19 protein-coding genes, 1 other RNA gene and 1 pseudogene are annotated in these 22,825 nt (G+C 62.8%); 8 read left to right on the plus strand and 13 right to left on the minus strand.

Annotated elements, in window-relative coordinates:
* Positions 1-158 precede the first annotated feature (158 nt).
* The 4 genes from dapB to grpE form a co-directional block, all read right to left on the minus strand.
* Positions 159-962, minus strand: coding sequence for a 4-hydroxy-tetrahydrodipicolinate reductase (dapB, locus tag ACF8GF_RS22060; protein ID WP_003249933.1), 804 nt, complete (start codon positions 960-962; stop codon positions 159-161).
* Between the two features lie 13 nt (positions 963-975).
* Positions 976-2,103 (minus strand): molecular chaperone DnaJ, encoded by a 1,128-nt coding sequence (dnaJ, locus tag ACF8GF_RS22065; RefSeq protein WP_176685382.1) that lies wholly within the window; start codon positions 2,101-2,103, stop codon positions 976-978.
* Between the two features lie 197 nt (positions 2,104-2,300).
* Positions 2,301-4,226 (minus strand): molecular chaperone DnaK, encoded by a 1,926-nt coding sequence (gene dnaK / locus ACF8GF_RS22070; protein ID WP_392488733.1) that lies wholly within the window; start codon positions 4,224-4,226, stop codon positions 2,301-2,303.
* Positions 4,227-4,327: 101 nt separating this feature from the next.
* The gene (gene grpE / locus ACF8GF_RS22075; RefSeq protein ID WP_012053755.1) at positions 4,328-4,885 is read right to left on the minus strand and encodes a nucleotide exchange factor GrpE; all 558 of its coding nucleotides are present in this window, start codon (positions 4,883-4,885) and stop codon (positions 4,328-4,330) included.
* Between the two features lie 192 nt (positions 4,886-5,077).
* Here grpE and recN point away from each other — a divergent pair, with 192 nt between their 5' ends.
* Entirely contained in the window at positions 5,078-6,751 is a 1,674-nt protein-coding gene (recN, locus tag ACF8GF_RS22080; RefSeq protein WP_392488734.1) for a DNA repair protein RecN, read from the plus strand.
* A gap of 189 nt (positions 6,752-6,940) precedes the next feature.
* Here recN and fur read toward each other — a convergent pair whose 3' ends face one another.
* Positions 6,941-7,345, minus strand: coding sequence for a ferric iron uptake transcriptional regulator (gene fur, locus ACF8GF_RS22085; RefSeq protein ID WP_003249922.1), 405 nt, complete (start codon positions 7,343-7,345; stop codon positions 6,941-6,943).
* Positions 7,346-7,442: 97 nt separating this feature from the next.
* Here fur and ACF8GF_RS22090 point away from each other — a divergent pair, with 97 nt between their 5' ends.
* On the plus strand, positions 7,443-7,979 hold the full coding sequence (locus ACF8GF_RS22090; RefSeq protein WP_392488735.1) for an outer membrane protein assembly factor BamE: 537 nt from the start codon (positions 7,443-7,445) through the stop codon (positions 7,977-7,979).
* A 61-nt stretch (positions 7,980-8,040) separates the two neighbouring features.
* Here ACF8GF_RS22090 and ACF8GF_RS22095 read toward each other — a convergent pair whose 3' ends face one another.
* Positions 8,041-8,475 carry a type II toxin-antitoxin system RatA family toxin gene (locus ACF8GF_RS22095; protein ID WP_003249916.1) on the minus strand — a complete coding sequence of 145 codons (435 nt, stop codon included), beginning with the start codon at positions 8,473-8,475 and terminating at the stop codon, positions 8,041-8,043.
* A 163-nt stretch (positions 8,476-8,638) separates the two neighbouring features.
* Here ACF8GF_RS22095 and smpB point away from each other — a divergent pair, with 163 nt between their 5' ends.
* A complete protein-coding gene (gene smpB, locus ACF8GF_RS22100; protein WP_014592415.1) occupies positions 8,639-9,121 on the plus strand; it encodes an SsrA-binding protein SmpB in 483 nt (160 codons plus the stop codon).
* Positions 9,122-9,325: 204 nt separating this feature from the next.
* Here the strand turns inward: smpB and ACF8GF_RS22105 are convergent, their stop codons facing one another.
* Complete coding sequence (locus tag ACF8GF_RS22105) at positions 9,326-10,093, minus strand: FCD domain-containing protein (protein ID WP_392488736.1); 768 nt, start codon at positions 10,091-10,093, stop codon at positions 9,326-9,328.
* A 256-nt stretch (positions 10,094-10,349) separates the two neighbouring features.
* Between ACF8GF_RS22105 and ACF8GF_RS22110 the strand changes: the two genes are divergently transcribed.
* The 5 genes from ACF8GF_RS22110 (at position 10,350) to ssrA (ending at position 17,207) form a co-directional block, all read left to right on the plus strand.
* Positions 10,350-12,020 carry a lactate permease LctP family transporter gene (locus tag ACF8GF_RS22110; protein ID WP_084850164.1) on the plus strand — a complete coding sequence of 557 codons (1,671 nt, stop codon included), beginning with the start codon at positions 10,350-10,352 and terminating at the stop codon, positions 12,018-12,020.
* A 62-nt stretch (positions 12,021-12,082) separates the two neighbouring features.
* The gene (gene lldD, locus ACF8GF_RS22115) at positions 12,083-13,228 is read left to right on the plus strand and encodes an FMN-dependent L-lactate dehydrogenase LldD (protein ID WP_339534277.1); all 1,146 of its coding nucleotides are present in this window, start codon (positions 12,083-12,085) and stop codon (positions 13,226-13,228) included.
* 75 nt (positions 13,229-13,303) lie between these two features.
* Positions 13,304-16,114 carry an FAD-binding and (Fe-S)-binding domain-containing protein gene (locus ACF8GF_RS22120; RefSeq protein WP_392488737.1) on the plus strand — a complete coding sequence of 937 codons (2,811 nt, stop codon included), beginning with the start codon at positions 13,304-13,306 and terminating at the stop codon, positions 16,112-16,114.
* 304 nt (positions 16,115-16,418) lie between these two features.
* The gene (locus ACF8GF_RS22125; protein WP_103469000.1) at positions 16,419-16,709 is read left to right on the plus strand and encodes a hypothetical protein; all 291 of its coding nucleotides are present in this window, start codon (positions 16,419-16,421) and stop codon (positions 16,707-16,709) included.
* 99 nt (positions 16,710-16,808) lie between these two features.
* Positions 16,809-17,207: a transfer-messenger RNA gene (gene ssrA / locus ACF8GF_RS22130) on the plus strand.
* Positions 17,208-17,466: 259 nt separating this feature from the next.
* On the opposite strand, the pseudogene ACF8GF_RS22135 reads toward ssrA, so the two are convergent.
* From ACF8GF_RS22135 to ACF8GF_RS22160, 6 genes and pseudogenes are all read right to left on the minus strand, one after another.
* Positions 17,467-17,616: pseudogene (locus tag ACF8GF_RS22135) on the minus strand (helix-turn-helix domain-containing protein); the annotation flags it as partial.
* Between the two features lie 127 nt (positions 17,617-17,743).
* Entirely contained in the window at positions 17,744-18,352 is a 609-nt protein-coding gene (locus ACF8GF_RS22140) for a LysE family translocator (RefSeq protein ID WP_198747859.1), read from the minus strand.
* Positions 18,345-18,983: a site-2 protease family protein gene (locus ACF8GF_RS22145; RefSeq protein WP_392488738.1), complete on the minus strand. Its 639-nt coding sequence runs from the start codon at positions 18,981-18,983 to the stop codon at positions 18,345-18,347. Before ACF8GF_RS22145 ends, ACF8GF_RS22140 begins: the two co-directional genes overlap by 8 nt.
* Positions 18,984-18,986: 3 nt before the next feature.
* Positions 18,987-20,291 carry a CDP-glycerol glycerophosphotransferase family protein gene (locus ACF8GF_RS22150; RefSeq protein WP_209963374.1) on the minus strand — a complete coding sequence of 435 codons (1,305 nt, stop codon included), beginning with the start codon at positions 20,289-20,291 and terminating at the stop codon, positions 18,987-18,989.
* On the minus strand, positions 20,288-22,132 hold the full coding sequence (locus ACF8GF_RS22155) for a sulfatase-like hydrolase/transferase (protein WP_392488739.1): 1,845 nt from the start codon (positions 22,130-22,132) through the stop codon (positions 20,288-20,290). The genes ACF8GF_RS22150 and ACF8GF_RS22155 overlap by 4 nt, the downstream gene beginning before the upstream one ends.
* The gene (locus ACF8GF_RS22160) at positions 22,125-22,817 is read right to left on the minus strand and encodes a membrane protein insertase YidC (RefSeq protein ID WP_267273615.1); all 693 of its coding nucleotides are present in this window, start codon (positions 22,815-22,817) and stop codon (positions 22,125-22,127) included. Before ACF8GF_RS22160 ends, ACF8GF_RS22155 begins: the two co-directional genes overlap by 8 nt.
* Positions 22,818-22,825: the final 8 nt, after the last annotated feature.

Below are 22,825 nucleotides of genomic sequence, written 5' to 3' on the forward strand. Positions count from 1 at the left end.
CGGATGTGCCTCTAAAACACATCAATGCGACAGACTGACATCTGTGTTGGCTTCTTCGCGGGCTCGCCCGCTCCCACAGGGATCGCACCAGCCCAAGAGCAACGCCGCACCTGTGAGAGCGGGCAAGCTCGCGAAGCAGCCAACACCGCCAGAACGGCTTAACGCAGCTCGAGCACATCCTGCATGTCGTACAGCCCCGGCTCACGCCCATCCAGCCACAGCGCCGCACGCACGGCACCCTTGGCGAAGGTCATGCGGCTGGAGGCCTTGTGGGTGATTTCCAGGCGCTCGCCTTCGGCAGCGAACAACACAGTGTGATCGCCCACCACATCGCCGGCACGCACGGTGGCGAAACCGATGGTTTTGCGATCCCGCGCGCCAGTCTGCCCTTCACGGCCATACACGGCCACTTCCTGCAGGTCACGGCCCAGCGCATTGGCAACCACTTCACCCATGCGCAGTGCAGTACCCGACGGGGCATCGACCTTGTGCCGGTGGTGCGCCTCGATGATTTCGATATCGACATCATCGCCCAGCACCCGCGCAGCCATATCCAGCAGCTTGAGGCTAAGGTTGACACCCACGCTGAAGTTGGCGGCGAACACGATTGGAATGTCCTTGCCAGCCTCAGCCAACAACTGCTTCTCTTCGACTGTAAAACCGGTCGTGCCGATGATCATCGCCTTGCCGTGCTTGCGGCAGAACGCCAGGTTTTTCAGGGTCACCGAGGGGTGAGTGAAATCGATCAGCACATCGAACTCGTCGGCAACCTTGGCAAGGTCGTCGGACAACAGCACGCCAATTCGGCCAAGTGCCGCCAGCTCTCCGGCATCAGCCCCGACCAACGAGCTGTCAGGGCGATCAATTGCCGCAGTCAGCCCTGCACCCGGGGTTTGTTGCACGGCTTCGATGAGGGTTTTACCCATCCGCCCCGCCGCGCCCATCACTGCAATACGTCGCATAACCTGTTCCTTGTCAGAGATCGCCGAAGAAGCGCTTCACACCATCGAACCAGCCGCTGGCCTTGGGCGAGTGGGAACTGTCGCCTTCCAGCGAATCACGCAGCTCTTCGAGCAACTCGCGCTGGCGACGGCTGAGGTTGACCGGGGTTTCTACGGCCACACGGCACAGCAGGTCACCCGCACCACCGCCACGCACCGGGGCAACACCCTTGCCACGCAGACGGAACTGCTTACCAGTCTGGGTGCCTTCCGGAATCCTCAGTTTCACACGACCATCCAGGGTCGGCACTTCCAGCTCGCCGCCCAGGGCAGCATCGGTGTAGCTGATCGGCACCTCACAGTACAGGTGCTTGCCATCACGCTGGAAGATTTCGTGCTCACGCACGCTGATCACCACGTACAGGTCGCCAGTCGGGCCACCATGAGTACCCGCCTCGCCCTCACCCGACAGACGGATGCGGTCGCCGGTATCAACACCTGCCGGCACCTTGACCGACAGCGTCTTGTATTCCTCGACACGCCCTTCACCGTGGCACGAAGTGCACGGGTCGGTAATGATCTTGCCTTGGCCATGGCAGCGCGGGCAGGTCTGCTGCACCGAGAAGAAGCCTTGCTGCATGCGCACCTGGCCGATGCCGCCGCAGGTCGGGCAGGTCGACGGGGTCGAGCCCTTCTTGGCACCGGAACCGTCGCAAGGCTGGCAGTTGACCAGGGTAGGCACGCGGATGCTGACCGTGGTGCCACGCACCGCTTCTTCCAGGTTCAGTTCCAGGGTGTAGCGCAGGTCGCTGCCGCGCTGGGCACCGCCTCGACCACCACCGCGGCCGCCGCCACCGAAGAAGTCGCTGAACACATCACCGAAGATGTCGGAGAAGTTGGCACCACCAAAGCCGGCACCACCGCCACCCATGCTTGGGTCGACACCCGCATGGCCATACTGGTCGAAGGCCGCACGCTTGCTCGCGTCCGACAGCACTTCGTAGGCCTCGTTGGCCTCCTTGAACTTGTCTTCCGATTCTTTATCGCCCGGATTGCGGTCCGGGTGATACTTCATCGCCAAACGGCGGTAAGCCTTCTTGAGGTCCGCTTCAGTGGCGCCGCGCTCGACACCCAGGACCTCATAATAATCACGCTTGGACATAGGTCATTTGCACCTTGTTGGGCGTCTGGCATCTGCGCCACGCCATCAGCACCCGCCCGCTACCCATAAGAGCCACTGACAGATGCTGTAAAAATTCTCGAATTCCAGATACGCCAACGCGGGAGCAAGCCCCCGCGCGGCGACATCCTACCAGCTCACCGGCAAACGACGGTGAACTGGCCGACAACATGCAGGGATTACTGCTTGTTGTTGTCTTTCACTTCTTCGAACTCGGCGTCAACCACGTCATCGTGCTTGGCTTCCGGCTCGGCCTGCTGCGCGCCACCCTGAGGCTGTTCAGCCGACTGCTCGGCGTACATCTTCTGGGCAACCGGGGCAGAGACCTTGGACAGCTCTTCAACCTTGGCGTCGATGGCAGCCTTGTCGTCGCCTTTGACAGCGGCTTCCAGGGCAACAACGGCGGCCTCGATGGCGGCTTTCTCTTCAGCGGTAACCTTGTCACCTGCGTCAGCGACCATCTTGCGGGTCGAGTGCACCAGCGCGTCACCCTGGTTACGGGCAGCGGCCAGCTCTTCGAACTTGCGGTCTTCCTCGGCGTTGGCCTCGGCGTCACGCACCATGCGCTCGATTTCTTCGTCCGACAGGCCGGAGTTGGCCTTGATCACGATCGACTGAGTCTTGCCGGTGGCCTTGTCTTTCGCACCTACGTGCAGAATGCCGTTGGCGTCGATGTCGAAGGTCACTTCGATTTGCGGCACGCCACGCGGTGCTGGCGGAATGTCAGCCAGGTCGAACTTGCCCAGCGACTTGTTCTGCGCAGCCTGCTTACGCTCACCCTGCAGCACGTGAATGGTCACGGCGCTCTGGTTGTCGTCGGCAGTCGAGAACACCTGCGACTTCTTGGTCGGGATGGTGGTGTTCTTCTCGATCAGCGCGGTCATCACGCCGCCCATGGTTTCGATACCCAGGGTCAGCGGGCTGACGTCCAGCAGCAGTACGTCTTTCACGTCACCGGCCAGTACCGCACCCTGGATGGCAGCACCCATGGCAACCGCTTCGTCCGGGTTCACGTCCTTGCGCGCTTCCTTACCGAAGAAGTCGGCCACTTCTTTCTGCACCAGCGGCATGCGGGTCTGACCGCCGACCAGGATCACGTCGTCGATCTTGCTGGCGTCGATGCCGGCGTCTTTCAGGGCGATGCGGCAAGGCTCGATGGTACGTTTGACCAGGTCTTCGACCAGCGACTCCAGCTTGGCGCGGGAGATCTTCACGTTCAGGTGCTTAGGACCGGTGGCATCTGCAGTGATGTACGGCAGGTTGACGTCGGTCGACTGAGCGGACGACAGCTCGATCTTGGCCTTTTCTGCAGCTTCTTTCAGGCGCTGCAGGGCCAGAGGATCGTTCTTCAGGTCCATGCCCGACTCTTTCTTGAACTCGTCGACAAGGTAGTCGATCAGGCGCATGTCGAAGTCTTCGCCACCCAGGAAGGTGTCGCCGTTGGTAGCCAGTACTTCGAACTGGTGCTCACCGTCGACTTCGGCGATTTCGATGACCGAAACGTCGAAGGTACCACCACCCAGGTCATAAACGATGACGGTGTGGTCGCCCTTGGCCTTGTCCATACCGTAGGCCAGCGCAGCGGCAGTCGGCTCGTTGATGATGCGTTTTACGTCCAGGCCAGCGATGCGGCCGGCGTCTTTGGTCGCCTGACGCTGGCTGTCGTTGAAGTAGGCCGGAACGGTGATGACCGCTTCGGTGACTGGCTCGCCGAGGTAGTCTTCGGCGGTCTTCTTCATTTTCTTCAGGACTTCGGCGCTGATCTGCGGCGGAGCCATTTCCTTGCCAGCAGCCTCGACCCAGGCGTCACCGTTGTTCGCCTTGACGATCTTGTACGGCACCAGCTTGATGTCTTTCTGCACGACATCTTCTTCGAAGCGGCGGCCAATCAGGCGCTTCACTGCGAACAGGGTGTTGTGCGGGTTGGTGACGGCCTGGCGCTTGGCCGACTGGCCAACCAGGATTTCGCCATCGTTGGCGTAGGCCACGATCGAAGGGGTAGTACGCGCACCTTCGGCGTTTTCGATGACTTTGACGTTACCGTTTTCCAGAATGGAGACGCACGAGTTGGTGGTCCCCAGGTCGATACCGATGATTTTGCCCATGTTAACTCTCCCGAAACTTGAATTTGGTAGCAGCGACTACTTTGGCCAACTGCGGTAATACTTGAAGGCTTGACACCTAGATGGGGATGCCCGGAAGGATTTCAAGCCTTTTCATTGATCGAGGGTTGCGCCGCGCTCGGCGCCTTGCTGACCACCACCATGGCGGGGCGCAGCAGGCGGCCGTTCAGCAGGTAACCCTTCTGGAACACGTTCAGCACGCTGTTTGGCTCGACCTCGGCGTTTTCCTGCATGGCCATGGCCTGGTGGTGCTCAGGGTTGAACGGCTGGCCGTGCGGGTCGACCGCTTCAAGGTTGTAGCGCTTGAGCGTGTCCTGGAACATCTTCAGGGTCAGCTCGACACCTTCGCGGATCTGCTTGACGTGCTCATCCTCGGCACTGGAGTGAGCCAGGGCCAGCTCCAGGCTGTCGATCACCGGCAGCAAGTCGCTGGAGAACTTCTCCAGGGCGAACTTGTGGGCTTTTTCCACGTCCTGCTCGGCACGACGGCGTACGTTCTGCAGGTCGGCAACGGCGCGCAGCGCCTGGTCCTTGGCTGCGGCCAGCTGTTCCTCGAGCTCCAGAACACGGGTATCAGCTGCATTGCCTGCACCGGTTTCTTCCACGTTAAGGTCTTTCTCGTTCAGCTGCTCATCAGCCATGGGGTCTCTCCTGCGCAATTTTGTGGACTGCGAGCCAGGCTCGCCTTGGATGACGGCTATATGGGGCCGGAAAAACCAGGTTCAAGGGGCAAGGTGGTTTTCAAGGCTGCAACAGAATCTGCGAAGGGGCATTGGCAGGCCTAAAAAAAGTACTGTATAAATAACCAGACCTGACTTTCGGGAGCCGTCCCCATGCTGGTGCACCTGTCCATTCACAACTACGCCATCGTCGAGCACCTCGACCTCGAAATCGCCCGTGGCATGTCCGTCATCACCGGCGAGACCGGTGCCGGCAAATCGATCATGCTCGACGCCCTCGGCCTGGCCCTGGGCGACCGTGCCGACAGCGGCGTGGTGCGCCCCGGCACCGACAAGGCAGACATCCTGGCCACCTTCGACCTGGTGGACATTCCCGAAGCGCATACCTGGCTGGCCGAGCGCGACCTGAACAACGAAGGCCTGTGCATCTTGCGCCGGGTGATCACCGCCGAAGGCCGCAGCCGCGGCTACATCAACGGCACGCCCTGCCCGCTCGGCGACCTCAAGGCGCTGGGCGAACTGCTGATCGATATCCACAGCCAGCACGAGCACCAGTCCCTGCTCAAGACCGACACCCATCGTCGCCTGCTTGACGAGTATGCCGGTGCCGTCGACCTGGCACGCCAGGTACAGCTTGCAGCCAAGCGCTGGAACCAGACCCGCCTGGAGCTGGAGCGCCTGTCCAACTCGGGCGACGAGCAGCGCGCCCGCCACCAGTTGCTCAGTTACCAGTTGGAAGAACTGGACAACCTCGGCCTGGGCGAGCACGAACTGGAGCAGCTGGAACAGGAACACAAGAACCTGACCAGCGCCGAAGCCCTGTTCGGCATCTGCCGCCAGGTCATCGACCAGTGCAGCGAGAGCGATTCGGGCAATGTGCTCAGCGCCCTCACCTCCAGTCTCAACCGCCTGGGTGCCGCCACCAACTCGCCCAAGGCACTGAGCGAAGCGGCCAACCTGATCGCCAGCGCACAGATCCAGGTCGAAGAAGCCGTGGGCGAACTCAACCGCTTCCTCGACAACTTCGACGCCGACCCGATGCGCCTGCAAGCCCTGGAAGAGCGCCTGGACACCATCTATACCCTGGCGCGCAAACACCGGGTGCACCCCACCGAACTGCCCCACCTGCAACAGCAGCTGATGGAAGAGCTGGAAGGCCTTAACGCCAGCGACGAGTCGATCGAGCGGCTGGGCGAAGAGCTTGCCGCCTTTGCCCAGCACTATAAAGAGAAGGCGCGCGAACTCAGCGGCCTGCGTCAGCAAGCGGCGCAGCAACTGGCAGGCGCGGTAGAGCAGGAAATCCAGCGCCTGGGCATGCCTGGCGGGCGCTTCTGCATAGAGCTGACACCCAACGAAGGCACAGACCTGTCACCCCATGGCCTGGAGCAGATCGAACTGCTGGTCAGCGCCAACCCTGGCCAGCCACTCAAGGGCCTGGCGAAGGTGGCGTCGGGCGGTGAACTGTCACGTATCAGCCTGGCGATCCAGGTGATCACGGCGCAGACCTCGCGCATTCCTACCCTGGTGTTCGACGAAGTCGACGTGGGTATTGGCGGGCCAACGGCAGAAATCGTCGGCCAATTGCTGCGGCGCCTGGGCGAGCGCGGCCAGGTACTGACGGTGACCCACCTGCCGCAGGTGGCGGCGCAGGGGCATCACCATCTGTTCGTGCACAAGGTGCGCAACAGCGACACCACCCACACCACCGTGGCTAGCCTTGGCAAGCGTGAGCGCGTGGAAGAAGTGGCGCGGATGCTCGGCGGCATCGACCTGACCAAGGAGTCCCTGGCCCACGCACGCAAGATGGTGGTGAGCGGCAAGGCCTGAGCCTTGCTTTTCCAGGACGATTCGCGGGCACGCCCGCTCCCACAGGGTGGTCACAGGATCTGAAACCTGAGGTGTACCTGTGGGAGCGGGCGCGCCCGCGAAGAGGCCGGCACGGACAACAAATCTTTTAGCCCCAGAATGCACAAAGGCGACCCGAAGGTCGCCTTTGCCATCCATAACGAAAAATCGTTACTTCTTCTTACGCACATACAGGACCAGATTGTGGTCCACCAGCTCGAAGCCATGCTCGGCCACGATTTCGCGCTGGCGCTTCTCGATTTCAGCATCCATGAATTCGATGACTTCACTGGTATCCACGTTCACCATGTGGTCGTGGTGACCGCCGTCGGCCAGCTCGAACACTGCATGACCGCCGTCGAAGTTGTGGCGAACCACCAGACCCGCCGCCTCGAACTGGGTCAGCACGCGATAGACGGTGGCCAGGCCTACATCCTCGCCAGCCTCCATCAGCGCCTTGTAGACATCCTCTGCACTCATGTGACGCTGCTCGGTAGAGTCGAGCATCTGAAGGATCTTGACTCGAGGCAGGGTCACCTTGAGACCGGCTTTGCGCAATTCGCTATTTTCAACCATGGTCAGCTTTCTCGCCGATGCTGCTTCGCAGCTTCTCTTAATACGGGTATGATCGGGGTTTACGTTGTCCAGCCAAGATAGTGGAAGTCGCCCACCGATGCAAAACACCAAGCTCTTGCTAACCAGCCTCACCCTAGTGGGACTGCTCGCACTCGCCGGTTGCTCGTTTCCCGGGGTTTACAAAATCGACATCCAGCAGGGCAATGTCGTCACGCAAGACATGATAGACCAATTACGCCCGGGAATGACCCGCCGGCAAGTAAGGTTTATCATGGGCAACCCGCTGATTCAGGATACCTTCAACACCAATCGCTGGGATTACCTGTACAGCCTGCAGCCTGGTGGCGGTAAGCGCCAGCAAGAACGCATGAGTGTATTTTTCAACGAAAGCGATCAACTGGTCAGCCTGTCTGGCGACTTCATGCCAGGCGTCAGCCGCGATCAGGAAATCCTCGGTGGCAGCAGCGACACCACCATCAGCCCGGCCACCGAGCCAGGCCAGACCGAGCAGCCGGCAGCGCAGCTTGAAGAAAAACCGGCCAAGCCAGGTTCGACCGAAGAGGCCATCCAGCGCGAGATCGACACCATCGAGACCACCCCGGTCCCGACCCCCGCACCGCTGGAAACCCGGTAGCCGGGAAGCAGGTGCAAAAAAGCCCGGACGTGTTCCGGGCTTTTTATTGCCGCCCGTTCAGTCAGGCATTCAGTTGCTTGGCACGCTGGCAGAACGCATCGACCAGCGTGTTGGCCGCCTGATTGAATAGCGGGCCCAACGTGGCACGCACAATCGGCCCGGCGTAATCGAAGGACAGGTCCAGGCTGATCTTGCAGGCCTTTTCACCCAGCGGCTTGAACACCCAAACACCATGCAGCTGGGTGAATGGCCCTTCTTCGAGATTCATCTCGATGGACTGCCCCGGCACCAGCACGTTACGCGTAACGAAGTGCTGGCTCATGCCACCCTTGGCCACTTCGAGCTTGGCACGCATGTGTGTATCGCTGGTTTCGATCACCGTCGAGGCCGAGCACCACGGCAAAAACTCAGGGTAGCTGGCTACATCGTTGACCAGATCGTAAAGCGCCTGGGCGGGGTATGGCAGCAGGGCGGAGCGTTGAATATGGGTAGTCATCCAGGCGTCACTTCCAAGGCTGGGTGGCGACGCTTCGCAGCGTGCCGAAAACAGGTTCTGTGCGTATGACAGGGTTTGTATTGTCCGGTATTCATTCCAGTGGCTCAAGCACACCGAAATCCCATAGCGGACGACGCGCGGACTTGCCTATAATGCCGCCCCTATGGCTAAGCAAAAAAAACATCCGACCGGGACCATCGCGCAAAACAAGAAAGCGCGACACGATTACTTCATCGAACACAAGTTCGAGGCCGGGCTGGTCCTGTCCGGCTGGGAAGTAAAAAGCCTGCGAGCCGGCAAGGCGCACCTGACTGACAGCTACGTGCTGCTCAAGGACGGTGAGGCCTGGCTGTTCGGCAGCCACATCACCCCGCTGACCACGGCCAGCACCCACGTCATCGCCGACCCTACACGCACCCGCAAGCTGCTGCTGAACAAGCGCGAGCTAGAGCGCGTGGAAGCGGCTGTGGCGCAAAAAGGCTACACCTGCGTGGCTTTGGCGCTGTACTGGAGCAAGCACCTGATCAAGTGCGAAATCGCACTGGGCAAGGGCAAGAAGGAATTCGACAAGCGCGACACCATGCGCGAGCGCGATTCCAACCGCGAGCTGCAGCGGGCTGTGCGGAACAAGGGCAAGGAAGACTAGTCGGTCTTTAGCCTGTTCCGGCCTCTTCGCGGGTAAACCCGCTCCCACAGGAAGGGCACCAGATTCAAACCCGGTGCCTATCCTGTGGAGCAGCCTCTTCGCGGGCACGCCCGCTCCCACAGGAAGGGCACCAGATTCAAGCCCGGCACCTATCCTGTGGGAGCGGGCTTGCCCGCGAAGAGGCAGGTACTGCCCATAAAAGTCTCAGCGCCCGCTGCGCCGCTCCGCCCGCGCCACCCGCTGAGCTTCCTCGTGCGCCTCTTCCAGCACCTCCTGCACATACAAAATGTGCCGGCTGGACACCTCTCGCGCATCCTCCGCCCTGCCCTCGACAATCGCCAGGTACAGTTCCCGGTGCTGACTGATCAGCATGTCCCGGGTTTCGGTGCGCTGCTGGTACATGCCGCCGATGTTGGTCACCACGTTGCGCTTGAGCAGGTCGAACAACCCCCGGATGGTGTGCAGCAACACCGCGTTATGGCTGGCCTCGGCGATCGCCAGGTGGAAGCGCGCATCAGCCGCGCCCTCCTCCGCACGGGTTACCTCGTCGAACCTGGCATAGCAGTCCTGCAGCGTATCGAAGGCCGCCTTCAAGCGCACCCGGTCCGGTTCGGTGGCACGCTGGGCAGCGTAGTAGGCACAGGACGCCTCCAGGGTATGGCGGAACTCGAGCAGGTCACGCTGCGCTTCGGCACTGTGCTCGAGCAACTGCAGCAACGGGTCGCTGAAGGTGGACCCCAACGACTCCGCCACAAAATTGCCCCCGCCCTGACGGCTGACCAACAGCCCCTTGGCCACCAGCTTCTGGATCGCCTCACGCAGTGACGGGCGGGACACACCAAACTGCTCGGCCAGGACGCGCTCGGCCGGCAGCCGCTGCCCCGAGGTCAGCGTGCCTTCCAGAATCATCCCCTCCAGCCGATCGACAATGTCGTCGGACAGGCGCCGCTGGCGTACCTGATCAAAAACCATCACATGCTCTCCACAAACCCCCGGCAAATTTCAGGGGGTGTCTATTCTCGCCGATCCAGGCCACGCAAACACCCATCAAGCCGCGATTTTCCCACCACATCAGATGCCCGCTCATCGGTACACGACCAAAGTTTTGCACAGGACAAATTGACACACCCACGACAGCGCTTTTAACCTAGCGTCCAGCCATTGTAAATTGGTCTTACCAATTATCCAATGCCAGTGCCTGACCAACAACAATTAGGGGCCACCCCATATGCAAACCTGGCAACAACTCTATACCCCGCTTGGTAGTCTCGGCCTGTCCGCACTGGCGGCGGTCATCCCTATCGTGTTCTTCTTCCTGGCCCTCGCCGTGTTCCGCCTCAAGGGCCACGTAGCGGGCAGCATCACCCTCGCGCTGTCGATCCTGGTGGCGATCTTCGCCTTCCAGATGCCTGTCGACATGGCCCTCGCCGCCGCGGGTTACGGCTTCCTCTACGGCCTCTGGCCAATTGCCTGGATCATCGTTGCCGCGGTGTTCCTGTACAAACTCACGGTCAAGAGCGGCCAGTTCGAAGTGATCCGCAGCTCGGTGCTGTCGATTACCGACGACCAGCGCCTGCAAGTGCTGTTGATCGGCTTCTGCTTCGGCGCCTTCCTCGAAGGTGCGGCGGGCTTTGGCGCACCGGTGGCCATCACTGCCGCACTGCTGGTGGGCCTGGGCTTCAACCCGCTGTACGCTGCCGGCCTGTGCCTGATCGCCAACACCGCGCCAGTGGCCTTCGGCGCCCTGGGCATCCCGATCATCGTGGCCGGCCAGGTGACCGGTATCGACGCCTTCCACATCGGCGCCATGACCGGCCGCCAGTTGCCGCTGCTGTCGCTGTTCGTGCCGTTCTGGCTGGTGTTCATGATGGACGGCCTGCGTGGCGTGAAGGAAACCTGGCCTGCCGCCCTGGTCGCCGGCCTGAGCTTTGCCGTCACCCAGTACTTCACCTCGAACTTCATCGGCCCGGAACTGCCAGACATCACCTCGGCCCTGGCCAGCCTGATCTGCCTCACCCTGTTCCTGAAAGTCTGGCAGCCCAAGCGTGCGTTCAGCGAGGCCAAAGGCAGTGTCGGCGCAGCCGTTGTGCAGCCAAGCGGCAGCCAGCCTAGCCCGTACAGCTTTGGCGAGATCTTCAAGGCCTGGTCGCCGTTCCTGATCCTCACCGTGCTGGTCACCATCTGGACCCTGAAGCCGTTCAAGGCGGCTTTCGCGCCGGGCGGCGCGATGTACAACTTCGTGTTCAACTTCGCCATCCCGCACCTCGACCAGCTGGTGATCAAGACCGCACCGATCGTTGCCGCGCCGACCGCCATGCCAGCGGTGTTCAAGCTCGACCCGATCTCCGCCACCGGCACCGCGATCTTCCTCTCGGCGCTGATCTCGATGGCAGTGCTGAAGATCAACTTCAAAACTGGTCTTACCACTTTCAAAGAAACCTTCTGGGAACTGCGCTGGCCGATTCTGTCGATCGGCATGGTGTTGGCCTTCGCCTTCGTCACCAACTACTCGGGCATGTCCTCGACCATGGCCCTGGTGCTGGCCGGTACCGGCGCCGCGTTCCCGTTCTTCTCGCCGTTCCTCGGCTGGCTGGGCGTGTTCCTGACCGGCTCGGACACCTCGTCCAACGCCCTGTTCAGCTCGCTGCAGGCCACCACCGCGCACCAGATCGGGGTCAACGACACCCTGCTGGTGGCGGCCAACACCAGCGGTGGCGTAACCGGCAAGATGATCTCGCCGCAATCGATCGCCGTGGCCTGCGCCGCTACCGGCCTGGTCGGCAAGGAATCCGACCTGTTCCGCTTCACCGTCAAGCACAGCCTGTTCTTCGCCACCATCGTCGGCCTGATCACCCTGGTCCAGGCTTACTGGCTGACCGGCATGCTGGTTCATCACTAAAGTGAAAGGGGCCGGGCGCCGTCGTGCGCCCGGCACACCCACAAGCAACGCTGCGAGAATCCATGATCATTTCTGCCTCTACCGACTATCGCGCCGCGGCCCAACGCAAGCTGCCCCCCTTCCTGTTCCACTACGCTGACGGCGGCGCCTACGCCGAGCACACCCTGCGCCACAACGTGTCGGACCTGGCCGGCATCGCCCTGCGCCAGCGCGTGTTGAACAACATGTCCGAGCTCAGCCTGGAAACCAAGCTGTTCGACGAAACCCTGAGCATGCCGGTGGCCCTGGCCCCGGTCGGCCTCACCGGCATGTATGCCCGCCGTGGCGAAGTGCAGGCAGCGCGCGCGGCAGCCGCCCATGGCATCCCGTTCACGATGTCTACCGTGTCGGTGTGCCCGATCGAAGAAGTGGCGCCCGCCATCGACCGGCCGATGTGGTTCCAGCTGTATGTGCTCAAGGATCGCGGCTTCATGCGCAATGCCCTGGAGCGGGCCAAGGCCGCCGGCGTGAAGACCCTGGTGTTCACCGTGGACATGCCCGTACCCGGTGCCCGCTACCGCGACGCCCACTCTGGCATGAGCGGCAGGAACGGCCCGCTGCGCCGCGTGCTGCAAGCCATGACCCACCCCGAGTGGGCATGGGACGTGGGCGTGATGGGCCGCCCGCATGACTTGGGCAACATCTCCAAATACCGTGGCAACCCCACCGGCCTTGCCGACTACATCGGCTGGCTGGGCAACAACTTCGACCCGTCCATTTCCTGGAAGGACCTGGAGTGGATCCGTGAGTTCTGGGACGGCCCGATGATCATCAAGGGCATCCTCGATGCCGATGACGCCCGCGATGCGGTCAAGTTCGGTGCCGACGGTATCGTGGTGTCCAACCACGGCGGCCGCCAGCTCGACGGCGTGCTGTCCAGTGCCCGCGCCCTGCCGGCCATTGCCGACGCGGTCAAAGGCGACCTGAAGATTCTGGCCGACTCGGGCATTCGCAGTGGCCTGGACGTGGTGCGCATGATCGCCCTGGGTGCCGATACCGTACTGATCGGCCGCGCCTTCCTCTACGCCCTTGCCGTGCATGGCCAGGCCGGCGTGAAAAACCTGCTTGAGCTGTTCGAAAAGGAAATGCGCGTGGCCATGGTGCTGACCGGTGCCAAGTCGATCAGCGAGATCACCCGCGACTCGCTGGTACGCGAACTGGGCGCCTGAACGCCTGCAAGAACCACCGCCTGAATGACCCGGGGCATGTAGCGCACAGACGCCACAGCCCCGCGAGGAGACTGCATGAGCCTGCCCGCCGCGTTCCTGCGTGATGCCGAGCGCCTGATCCCCGCCGAACGCCGCTTCGACGACCCCACCTCCACCCTGGCCTTCGGCACCGACGCCAGCTTCTACCGCTTGATCCCCAAGCTGGTGGTGCGCGTCGAGTCCGAGGACGAAGTGGTCGGCCTGATCAAACTGGCCCAGCGCGAGCGGGTACCGGTCACCTTCCGCGCTGCCGGCACCAGCCTGTCTGGCCAGGCCATCAGCGATTCGGTGCTGATCGTGCTCGGCGATAACTGGAACGGCCGCGAAATCCGACGCCAGGGCGAGCAGATTCGCCTGCAACCCGGCGTGATCGGCGCCCAGGCCAACGCCTGGCTGGCCCCCTTCGGGCGCAAGATCGGCCCCGACCCCGCCTCGATCAACGCCTGCAAGATCGGCGGCATCGTCGCCAACAACGCCAGCGGCATGTGCTGCGGCACCGCGCAAAACACCTACCACACCCTGGCGGGCCTGCGCCTGGTGCTGGCTGACGGCACCCGCCTGGACAGCGAAGACCCGGCCAGCGTCGCCGCCTTCGAACGCAGCCACGCCGAACTGCTGGAAGCACTGGCCCGCCTGGGCCGCGAAACCCGCGCCAACACCGCGCTGGCCGAACGCATCCGGCACAAATACCGGCTGAAGAACACCACGGGCCTGTCACTGAACGCACTGGTGGACTACGACCAGCCGCTGGACATTTTGCAGCACCTGCTGGTCGGCTCCGAAGGCACCCTGGGCTTCATCAGCGCCGTCACCTACGACACCGTACCCGACCACCCGCACAAGGCCAGCGCCCTGCTGGTGTTCCCCAGCGTCGAAAGCTGCTGCCGCGCGGTACCCGTGCTCAAGCAGCAGCCGGTCTCGGCCGTGGAACTGCTCGACCGCCGCAGCCTGCGCTCGGTGCAGAACATGCCCGGCATGCCGCTGTGGGTAAAAGGCCTGTCGGACAATGCCTGCGCCCTGCTGATCGAATCCCGCGCCGCCAGCCAGAGCCTGCTGCACGAGCAACTGCAGCAGGTGATGGCCTCGATCGCCGACTTCCCACTGGAACAGCAAGTGGACTTCAGCGAAGACCCGGCCGTGTACAACCAGCTGTGGAAAATCCGCAAGGACACCTTCCCAGCCGTCGGTGCCGTGCGCCAGACCGGCACCACGGTCATCATCGAAGACGTGACCTTCCCCGTCGAGCAACTGGCCGAAGGCGTCAACCGCCTGATCCAGCTGTTCGACAAGCATCACTATGACGAAGCGATCATTTTCGGCCACGCGCTGGAAGGCAACCTGCACTTCGTCTTTACCCAGGGGTTCAACAGCGCCGAAGAAGTCGCCCGTTACCAGGCGTTCATGGACGACGTGGCGCAACTGGTGGCGGTGGAGTTTGGCGGCTCGCTCAAGGCCGAGCACGGCACCGGGCGCAACATGGCGCCTTTCGTGGAGCTGGAGTGGGGGCACGACGCCTACCAGCTGATGTGGAAGCTCAAGCGCCTGCTCGACCCCAACGGCATCCTCAACCCCGACGTGGTATTGAGCGACGACCCGGATATCCACCTGAAAAACCTCAAGCCGCTGCCTGCCGCCGACGAAATCGTCGACAAGTGCATCGAGTGCGGCTTCTGCGAACCGGTGTGCCCGTCCAAGGGCCTGACCCTCAGCCCGCGCCAGCGCATCGTCATGTGGCGTGACATCCAGGCCAAGCAGCGCGCCGGCATCGATACCCGTGAACTGATGCAAAGCTACCAGTACCAGGGCATCGACACCTGCGCCGCTACTGGCCTGTGCGCCCAGCGCTGCCCGGTCGGCATCAACACCGGCGAGCTGGTGAAGAAACTGCGCAGCCAGGCCGCCGACCACGCTAAAACCGCTGACTGGCTGGCCGAGCATTTCCACACCGCCCTAAGCGGTGCGCGCCTGACCCTGACCGCCGCCAATACCGCACGCAAGCTGCTAGGCGCCCCGCGCCTGGGCCGCCTGAGCGCCTCGCTGAGCAAAGCCAGCAAAGGCCGCCTGCCCCAATGGACCCCGGCCATGCCGCAACCGCTGCGCCCGCTGGCCTTCGGCGCGACCAGCAACGACGCCCGCCCCCGCGTGGTGTACCTGGCCGCCTGCGTCTCCCGGGTAATGGGCCCGGCCTATGCCGACCGCGAGCAAAGCTCGCTGCTGGACAAAACCCGCGCCCTGCTGGAAAAGGCCGGTTACCAGGTGGTGTTTCCCGACAACGCCGACAGCCTGTGCTGCGGCCAACCGTTCGCCTCCAAGGGCTACCCCGAGCAGGCCGAACACAAGCGCCAGGAGCTGATCACCGCCCTGCTGCACGCCAGCCGCGGCGGCCTCGACCCGATCTATTGCGACACCAGCCCCTGCACCCTGCGCCTGGTGCAGGACCTGGGCGACACCCGGCTGGACCTGTACGACCCGGTGCGCTTCATCCGCACCCACCTGCTTGACCGACTGGAGTTCACCCCCCAGGACGAACCGGTAGCCGTGCACGTGACCTGCAGCACCCAGCACCTGGGCGAAAGCCAGGCCTTGATCGACCTGGCGCGGCGTTGCAGCAAACAGGTGGTGATCCCGGAAGGTATTCATTGCTGCGGGTTTGCCGGTGACAAAGGCTTTACCACCCCCGAGTTGAACGCCCACTCGCTGCGCAGCCTGAAGGACGCCGTGCAATATTGCAGCGAAGGCATTTCCACCAGCCGCACCTGCGAGATAGGCCTGTCGAGCCACAGCGGCATCGACTACCACGGCCTGGTGTACCTGGTAGACCGCGTCACCCGACCACGCAGCCTCTAACGCGTTGATATAGGTGGGGAACGCTGTAGGATCTGTGTAGGAGCGGGTTCACCCGCGAAAGGGCCGGCCCTGCTGGCCAATCCCCACCCGCCGTCCACCGTCACAGCCGCCTACACAGATCGGTGGTGGACACACATCGGGCGCCAGACACAGCCCCCGTAGGAGCGGGTTCACCCACGAACACCGGCAACGCCGGTGCCATCCCCACCTCAATATCGCCCGCCACCATCCCGATTGAACCCCCGCCAATCCCCCGCAGTCCACCTTACAGGCCCACCTTCCAGAGGCCCCAGAGGAGACACCCATGAAAGGTACCGCACTTTCGGCCCTGTTCGCGGCCGCCACCCTGCTGGCTTCGCCGGTGTTCGCCGCCGATGACCTCTGCACCACCAACCTGCAAAAGATCGACAACAGCATGGCCACCGCCGGCGCCACCTCCGAGGGCCTGGACAAGGCCATCACCGAGCACGTCGACAAAGCCAAGGCCGCCCAGGCCTCGGGCGACACCAAGGAGTGCATCGCCATTACCAGCAAAGTGCTGGAGCGCCTGGAAAAAACCGAGAAAGGCAGCAGTAGCGGCAACGGCGGCGCATAAGCCCCAAAGCGGGCGACTGGACCGGCTGTCGACGTCGCCCGCGCAATGGCGTATACTCCGTCTGACGTACCGTAAGGTGCGGTAGCGTAACGCTAGCGTGGGGCCGATTAGGATTCGACGCCGGTAGCGAAACTCTAGGTGCATGCCGAGTTGGTAACAGAACTCGTAAATCCACTGTTGCAACTTTTATAGTTGCCAATGACGAAAACTACGGCGCGGAGTACAAGCTGGCTGCGTAAGCAGTCCTCTTGACCCGTTGCTTCTGGTAGCTTCGGCTCCAGCAATCACTAGGGGATGCCTGTAAACCCGAACTGATTGTCATACAGAACAGGATCGTCGCGTAGCACGTTGTGGGCGAAGTGACTAAAACTTACACAACTCATCCAAAGCACCCTGCCCGTCGGGCGGCTGCGGATTAAATCAGTAGACACGGCTAAGCATGTAGTACCGACAGCGGAGTACTGGCGGACGGGGGTTCAAATCCCCCCGGCTCCACCAAATCCAAAGAAGAAGACGCCCTCGGGCGTCTTTTTTTGTGCCTGGCATTTGGGCGCTGCGGGTCGAAAAAACGGATTTTACCCCTTTCTTGTAGGGCGTTTCCCAAACCGCATCGAAGCCGGCATTCCTTGCCAAAACGCCCGCGAACAGGCGTCGGAACTGATGGGCGATGAATAGGGTAGGCAACGCGTTGAGATCAGCAATCTGACTCACCAAAGCGCAGTCGCCCTCACCCCACCAGAGACAATTCCCTACCCACCCCACCACGCGGCAGATCCTCGAGCCCGTCGATACCATTGGCCAGGTACCGACTACGCCACTTGAACACCACCGGCGCGGTAACGTTCAGCCGCAAGCTGACCTCCTTCGGTGTCAGTCCACTGTCCAGCAACAGCAGAATCGAGGCCCGGGTAACGCTACGATAGGGCATTCGCCCGGAACGGGCAGTCTTCCTCAGATGTACGCGGTCGTCATCCGACAGCAGGAATTCCAGTGCCTTCCTGGCCATGCAGCCTCCTGGTTACATTCAAAACGGTTCATTTGCTGGCCGACGCCATCAGCATGCCAAAACAGAAGAAAGTGACGCCCGAAAGCTTGCCGACAATCCGCGCGCCGCGGTTGGTCGACAACCAGCCCCTGGCGCCGTTGGCCATCAGCGCATAGCCAGTGTGCACCAGCACCACCAGCAGGGCGTAGGACGACACCAGTATGAAGAACTGGCTGTAGTAGCTGTCCTGCGCACGGATGAATTGCGGGAAAACCGCCAGGAAGAAAAATCCTGCTTTGGGGTTGAGCAACTGGATCGACAGCGCCTCGACAAAACGGCGCCAGGGTTGCGTGGCGGTCACTGTGAGCTCGGAGATAAAGCGCTGCGTGCGCCACATCTTGACCCCCAGGTACAGCAGGTACAGGGCACCAACATACTTGAGCACGGTGAACGCCATCGCAGAGGTCGCCAGGATCAACCCGACACTGCTGGCCGAGAGTCCGGCGACGATGAAGGCGCCCAGGGCGATGCCGAGGATCCCGGGCAGCGCGCCGCTCCATCCATGGCGCAGGGCGTTGGAAAGTGTCAGCACCACTCCGGGGCCAGGGCTGAGTACGGTAAGCGTCGCGAGAATGAGGAACAGTCCATAACTAGCCATGCAGCATGCCTCCTGGCAGCAGGTTCAACAACGTCCGCGCCGCCCAGAGCAGGTATTGCCCCAGCAGCCCGGTGAACAGCAGGCCGGCACCGACCACATAGAGGTACGGTTGCAAGCCTTGATAACGCCTCCACCCCCGCTCGCCACACAGCGCCTGAATGCAGGTGGCGCCATCCAGCGGTTGCACCGGCAGCAGGTTGACCACGCAGAGCAGCAGGTTGAGCGAGGCGCTGGTCTCGAGAAACACCACCCAGGCGCCCTGCCCATCGGCCGGACGCAACGCTAGACACGCCGCCGCCAGCAGCAGGTTCGCCAGCGGGCCGGCCAGCGCGGTGCACAACAGTCCCAGGCGGCGCTGGGCCAGTTGCGGCCCGATCGGTACCGCCCGCCCCCAGCCCACCAGCATCCCCGGCAGGTTCGTCAGCACGGTGATGGCAAACACCGAGCACGGCACCAGCGCCGTGCCCAGCAACGAGCAGTGCCGGAGCGGATTGATCGACACCCGCCCGCTGACCAGCGCCTGGCGGTCACCGAACAGCGCGGCCACCAGCGCGTGGGCGGCCTCGTGCACGGTCACCGCCAGGATCAACGCCGGCAGCAACTGTGCGAGACCTTGCACGACGTCGAGCATGACTCACCTCACCTGCCGCGCCAGTTCGTTACCCACCGGCGCCTCGGCACCGCGCCCGATCAACGGCATGATGGCCTGCATGATCGGTCCGGCGGCATGGCCGAAGTTGACCACGTACTCGTCGCGCAAGGCACGGATATTGCGTTGGTAGCGCTCGTCCTCGGCGACTTGCGGCAGGTACTCGGTCAGGCGGGGGATCTCTTGCTCGCTCAGGCGCAGGCCGATGTCGTTGAGCACCGTCAGCTCCCAGGGGTCGTAGGGCAGGTCGCTGGCCTCGGTGCCTTCGCGCACCGGTTCGATGCCGACAGTGATGACCGGTTTCTCGAACAGGAAGGCGTAGTCGAAGATCACCCCGGAAATGTCCGAGACCATCACGTCGCTGCGGCTCATGGCGGCGAAAGGCGAAGGCGAGAAATCCCACGCCAGTCGCGCCCCCTCGGGGAACAGCACCTGCAGTTGCTGGATCAGCTCCGGCTCGGAAACCAGGCTCTGTGGGTGCGGGCGGATCAGCAGGGTGATGTCCTGGGCGGCCAGCGCGCCGAGCAGCTTACTGCCGTGCAAGCGTAACAGGCCGTTGCGCCCCCAGGTGGGGGCCAGCAGGACGGTCTTGCCTGGGATGACGCGCTCGGGGAATGGGTTGCGCAGTTGCTCAAGCAGGTCGTCGTAGTACAGGCAGCCTCCCATGATCAGCGTCTTGGCCGGCGAGCCGCGCAATTGCTCCAGGTAGCGCAGGGTGCGCGCCTGATGCGGGCCGTTGATCACTACCGAGTCGAAGTAGTCGAACGAGTAAGGCCGGTTGAAGGCCTTGTCGGTTGGCGCATGGACCAGGTGCATGTAGTGCCGGACCCGCTTCGAGCGCTTGAACTGCATCACGTCCAGGCCCGGGGTGGTGGAAATGCACAGGTCGGCGCGCAACCGTGCCAGCAGCGCCCAGGCTTTGTGACCGCTGCCGATGAAGCACGCCGTCACCTGGCCCTGATGGCGCAGCCCGGGGTCCTCGCTGTCGGAGCTCAGGAACAGGGTCCTGACACCGGCCTTGTCCAGCGCCTCGAGCAATGGCCGGAAGGTGCCGTAGTACTGCCGGCCTTCGGAGTAGATCACCACCGGCCAGGCTTCCAGCACGCTGCGCTCCGCAGTGCCGGCGGCGCCCTTGCCGCCCCCGCCGAAGCGGTAGTACAAGCCCTTGGCCGAGTAGAACAGCGTGGTCACCACACCGGCGATCAGCGAGAACAGCAGGCTGCCCGTGCCTGGGTCGAGGTACAGGCCGACGTAGGGAACGGCAACCGCATGTTCCAGCAGACCGGTCATTGCAGCTTGCTCCAGTTGCCTGGGACCGAGACGTCGTCCTTCACCTCATACGTGCTGAGGATCTTGTAGGAGTCGGCGTTCTGTCCCTGGGGTTGCCATGGGGTTTCATACAACTGCACCGGCTCCGTAAGAGGCTGGTAGCGCACGTGCTTGCCAGTGCTGCGGTCCACGCAGCCACCGATCACCTCGCAGACGATGCCGGGCACGCTGGCGTTGGAGATGAACTCGCGGCTCTCCCGTGGTGCCCCCTTGGCCGCGAACGGCTTGATCATCAGCAGGTTCTGGAACTGCGAGTACAGTTCCTGCTGCTCGGCATTAGCGACCGCCTTGAGCAACGGGTTGCGCGACGGCCAGCCATGGTCGGAAACCAGCACGAACATCGTGTTGTCGTAGATGCCTTGTTGCCTAAACCAGTCGAGGTAGCGGGTCACGCCGTTCATCGCGCAGTAGAAGGTGTCGTAGATCTCCACGGTGTCCTGGCTGTGCAGTTGCGACAGCTCCTGCGCGGTGGTTCCCAACTGCTTGTTGGGCACGCAGCTCTCGTCGAGCTTGAGCACCGCACGGGTAATGTTGTTGGCCATGAACGTGAAGGTCGGGCCTGGCGCCTGGGTGTCGGACAGCGCCGGCAAGGCCAGCAGCGAGAAGTAGTTCTCGAGGAACTTGTCCTCGCGCTTCCACCACGACAGCGAGGCGCCCTGCCAGTTGCCGGCATCATACACCTGGCCCTTGAGGCTGTTGGGGGCGGCCTTGTACAGCGAGATCGCCAGGTACTGCTTGAGCACGCCCCAAAGGTACTCGGCGTGCTTGGCCGACATGTGCTCATTGGTCTGCTGCCGGCCGACGGTGTCGATCAAATGGATGCAGTCGCCGGCGCCCTTGGCAATGAACTTGTCGCAGTCGCCGCGGCGGGCGAAGCCATACCAGAACGGGTCGACGTAGCGGACCCCATAGCCCTTGGCGGTGAAGTTGTCCGGATACAACATGTAAGCCTGGTCGACCTTTTCCTCCAGACTGTCGCCCGGGAGCTTGTTGATGTTGCCAGCGGTGTAGTCGAAGCCGCCAAACACCGCGGGCAGGGCATTGAAGGTACGGTTGCCGGTGGACACTACATTGGAATACCAGGTGAAGCCGCTGAGGCGCTCGGCGGCCTGCGCATCGTGCTCGAGCAGGCGCGGAATGTAGCCAGCCATGGATCCATCGATCATCAGCACGACGATGTTTTGCTCGGTCTTCGAGAACGAGAGGGTCTGCTTGCCATCGTTGCCCGGCAGCGGGATCACGGCGATCTTCGAGGCCAGGGTAACGCCGCTGAACAAGGCATAGGCAGCGCAGATCAGCACGAACAAGGTCAGCGCCTTACCAGCCTGCTCGGCGAAACGGCGTACCAGCAACAACGCCACGCCTAACGTGGCAACGGCCACTGCCAGGTCGAGCAGCAGGCGCGGGTCCGAAACGGTCATGGCCTGGGGCTCGGAAAAGCGGAAGTTGTCGATCATCCCGGCATCCAGCGGCAGCAGGAAGCTGTAAACGCCGGCCACCAGCAGGGCCCATAGCCCGAGCACGCTGAGCATCTGCAGCAGCCCGCGGGGCGCGAACCTGGCCAGCAGTGCCAGCAGCGCCAGGTAAGCGACGAACACCACGGCATGGGTCGTCGCGTAGAGGGTCAGGTAGCCATCGAGCCCGCTGGCGTCATCCTCGAAGCTGGTCAGCGCCAGCGGAGTCGCCAGCACCAGCAGCAAGTACAGCGCCACGAACGAGAGCAGAAACAGTTTCAGCGGTTTGTCCGCTTTGGCCACCGCACTTGCCGGCACGGCGAAGGCGGGGCTGGTCGAATTAGGCATTGGAAGTCCTTCGAAGGGGCGAGCTGGAGCGGGCCAGCCGATACACCAGGTTCTTGATCAGCGAGAAAAGGTTGTTGCAGATCCAGTACAGGACCAGCCCGGCGGGCGAGCCATACAGCAGCACGAAGAACAGCATCGCCACGATCCAGGTTTGCAGGCGCTCCCGCGCGGACAGGTCGCGACTGTAGACGTGGGCCGCCAGCAGGTTGACCCCGGTCATGACGATGGGCAGCAGGTTGACCCCGCCCAGCAGGCCGTCGGGCGCCCCCAGGTTGGCGATACCGAACAGGTGCTCGTCGCGCAGCGGCGGGTAGTCGCTGAGCAGGCCGTAGGCCGCGATGAACACCGGGACCTGGATCAGCAGCGGCACCAGGCCACGCAGGGCGTACACCGGGTGATAGCGGTGCTGGCGATACAGGGCAGCGATCATCATGTGCCGTTCGTGGCCCTTGAAGCAGCGCTTGAACTCATCGAGCTTGGCCTGTATCGCCGCCCGCGCCGCGCGTTCGCGGCCCTGCACCTTCTCGGCGAAGTGGTAGGCCGGCAACAGCACCAGGTTGAACACCAGGCTCAGCAACAGGATCGCCAGGCCAAAATCGTGGGTGTGTTGGTAACTGCTTTCTAGCACCCACTGGAAACAGTGGGCGATGGGCAGGATCAGCCATTCATGCAGAGCAGCAAACATGGCGCACC

It is taken from the genome of Pseudomonas sp. yb_5 (assembly GCF_043103865.1).
In the GTDB taxonomy this organism is placed as follows: domain Bacteria; phylum Pseudomonadota; class Gammaproteobacteria; order Pseudomonadales; family Pseudomonadaceae; genus Aquipseudomonas; species Aquipseudomonas putida_Y.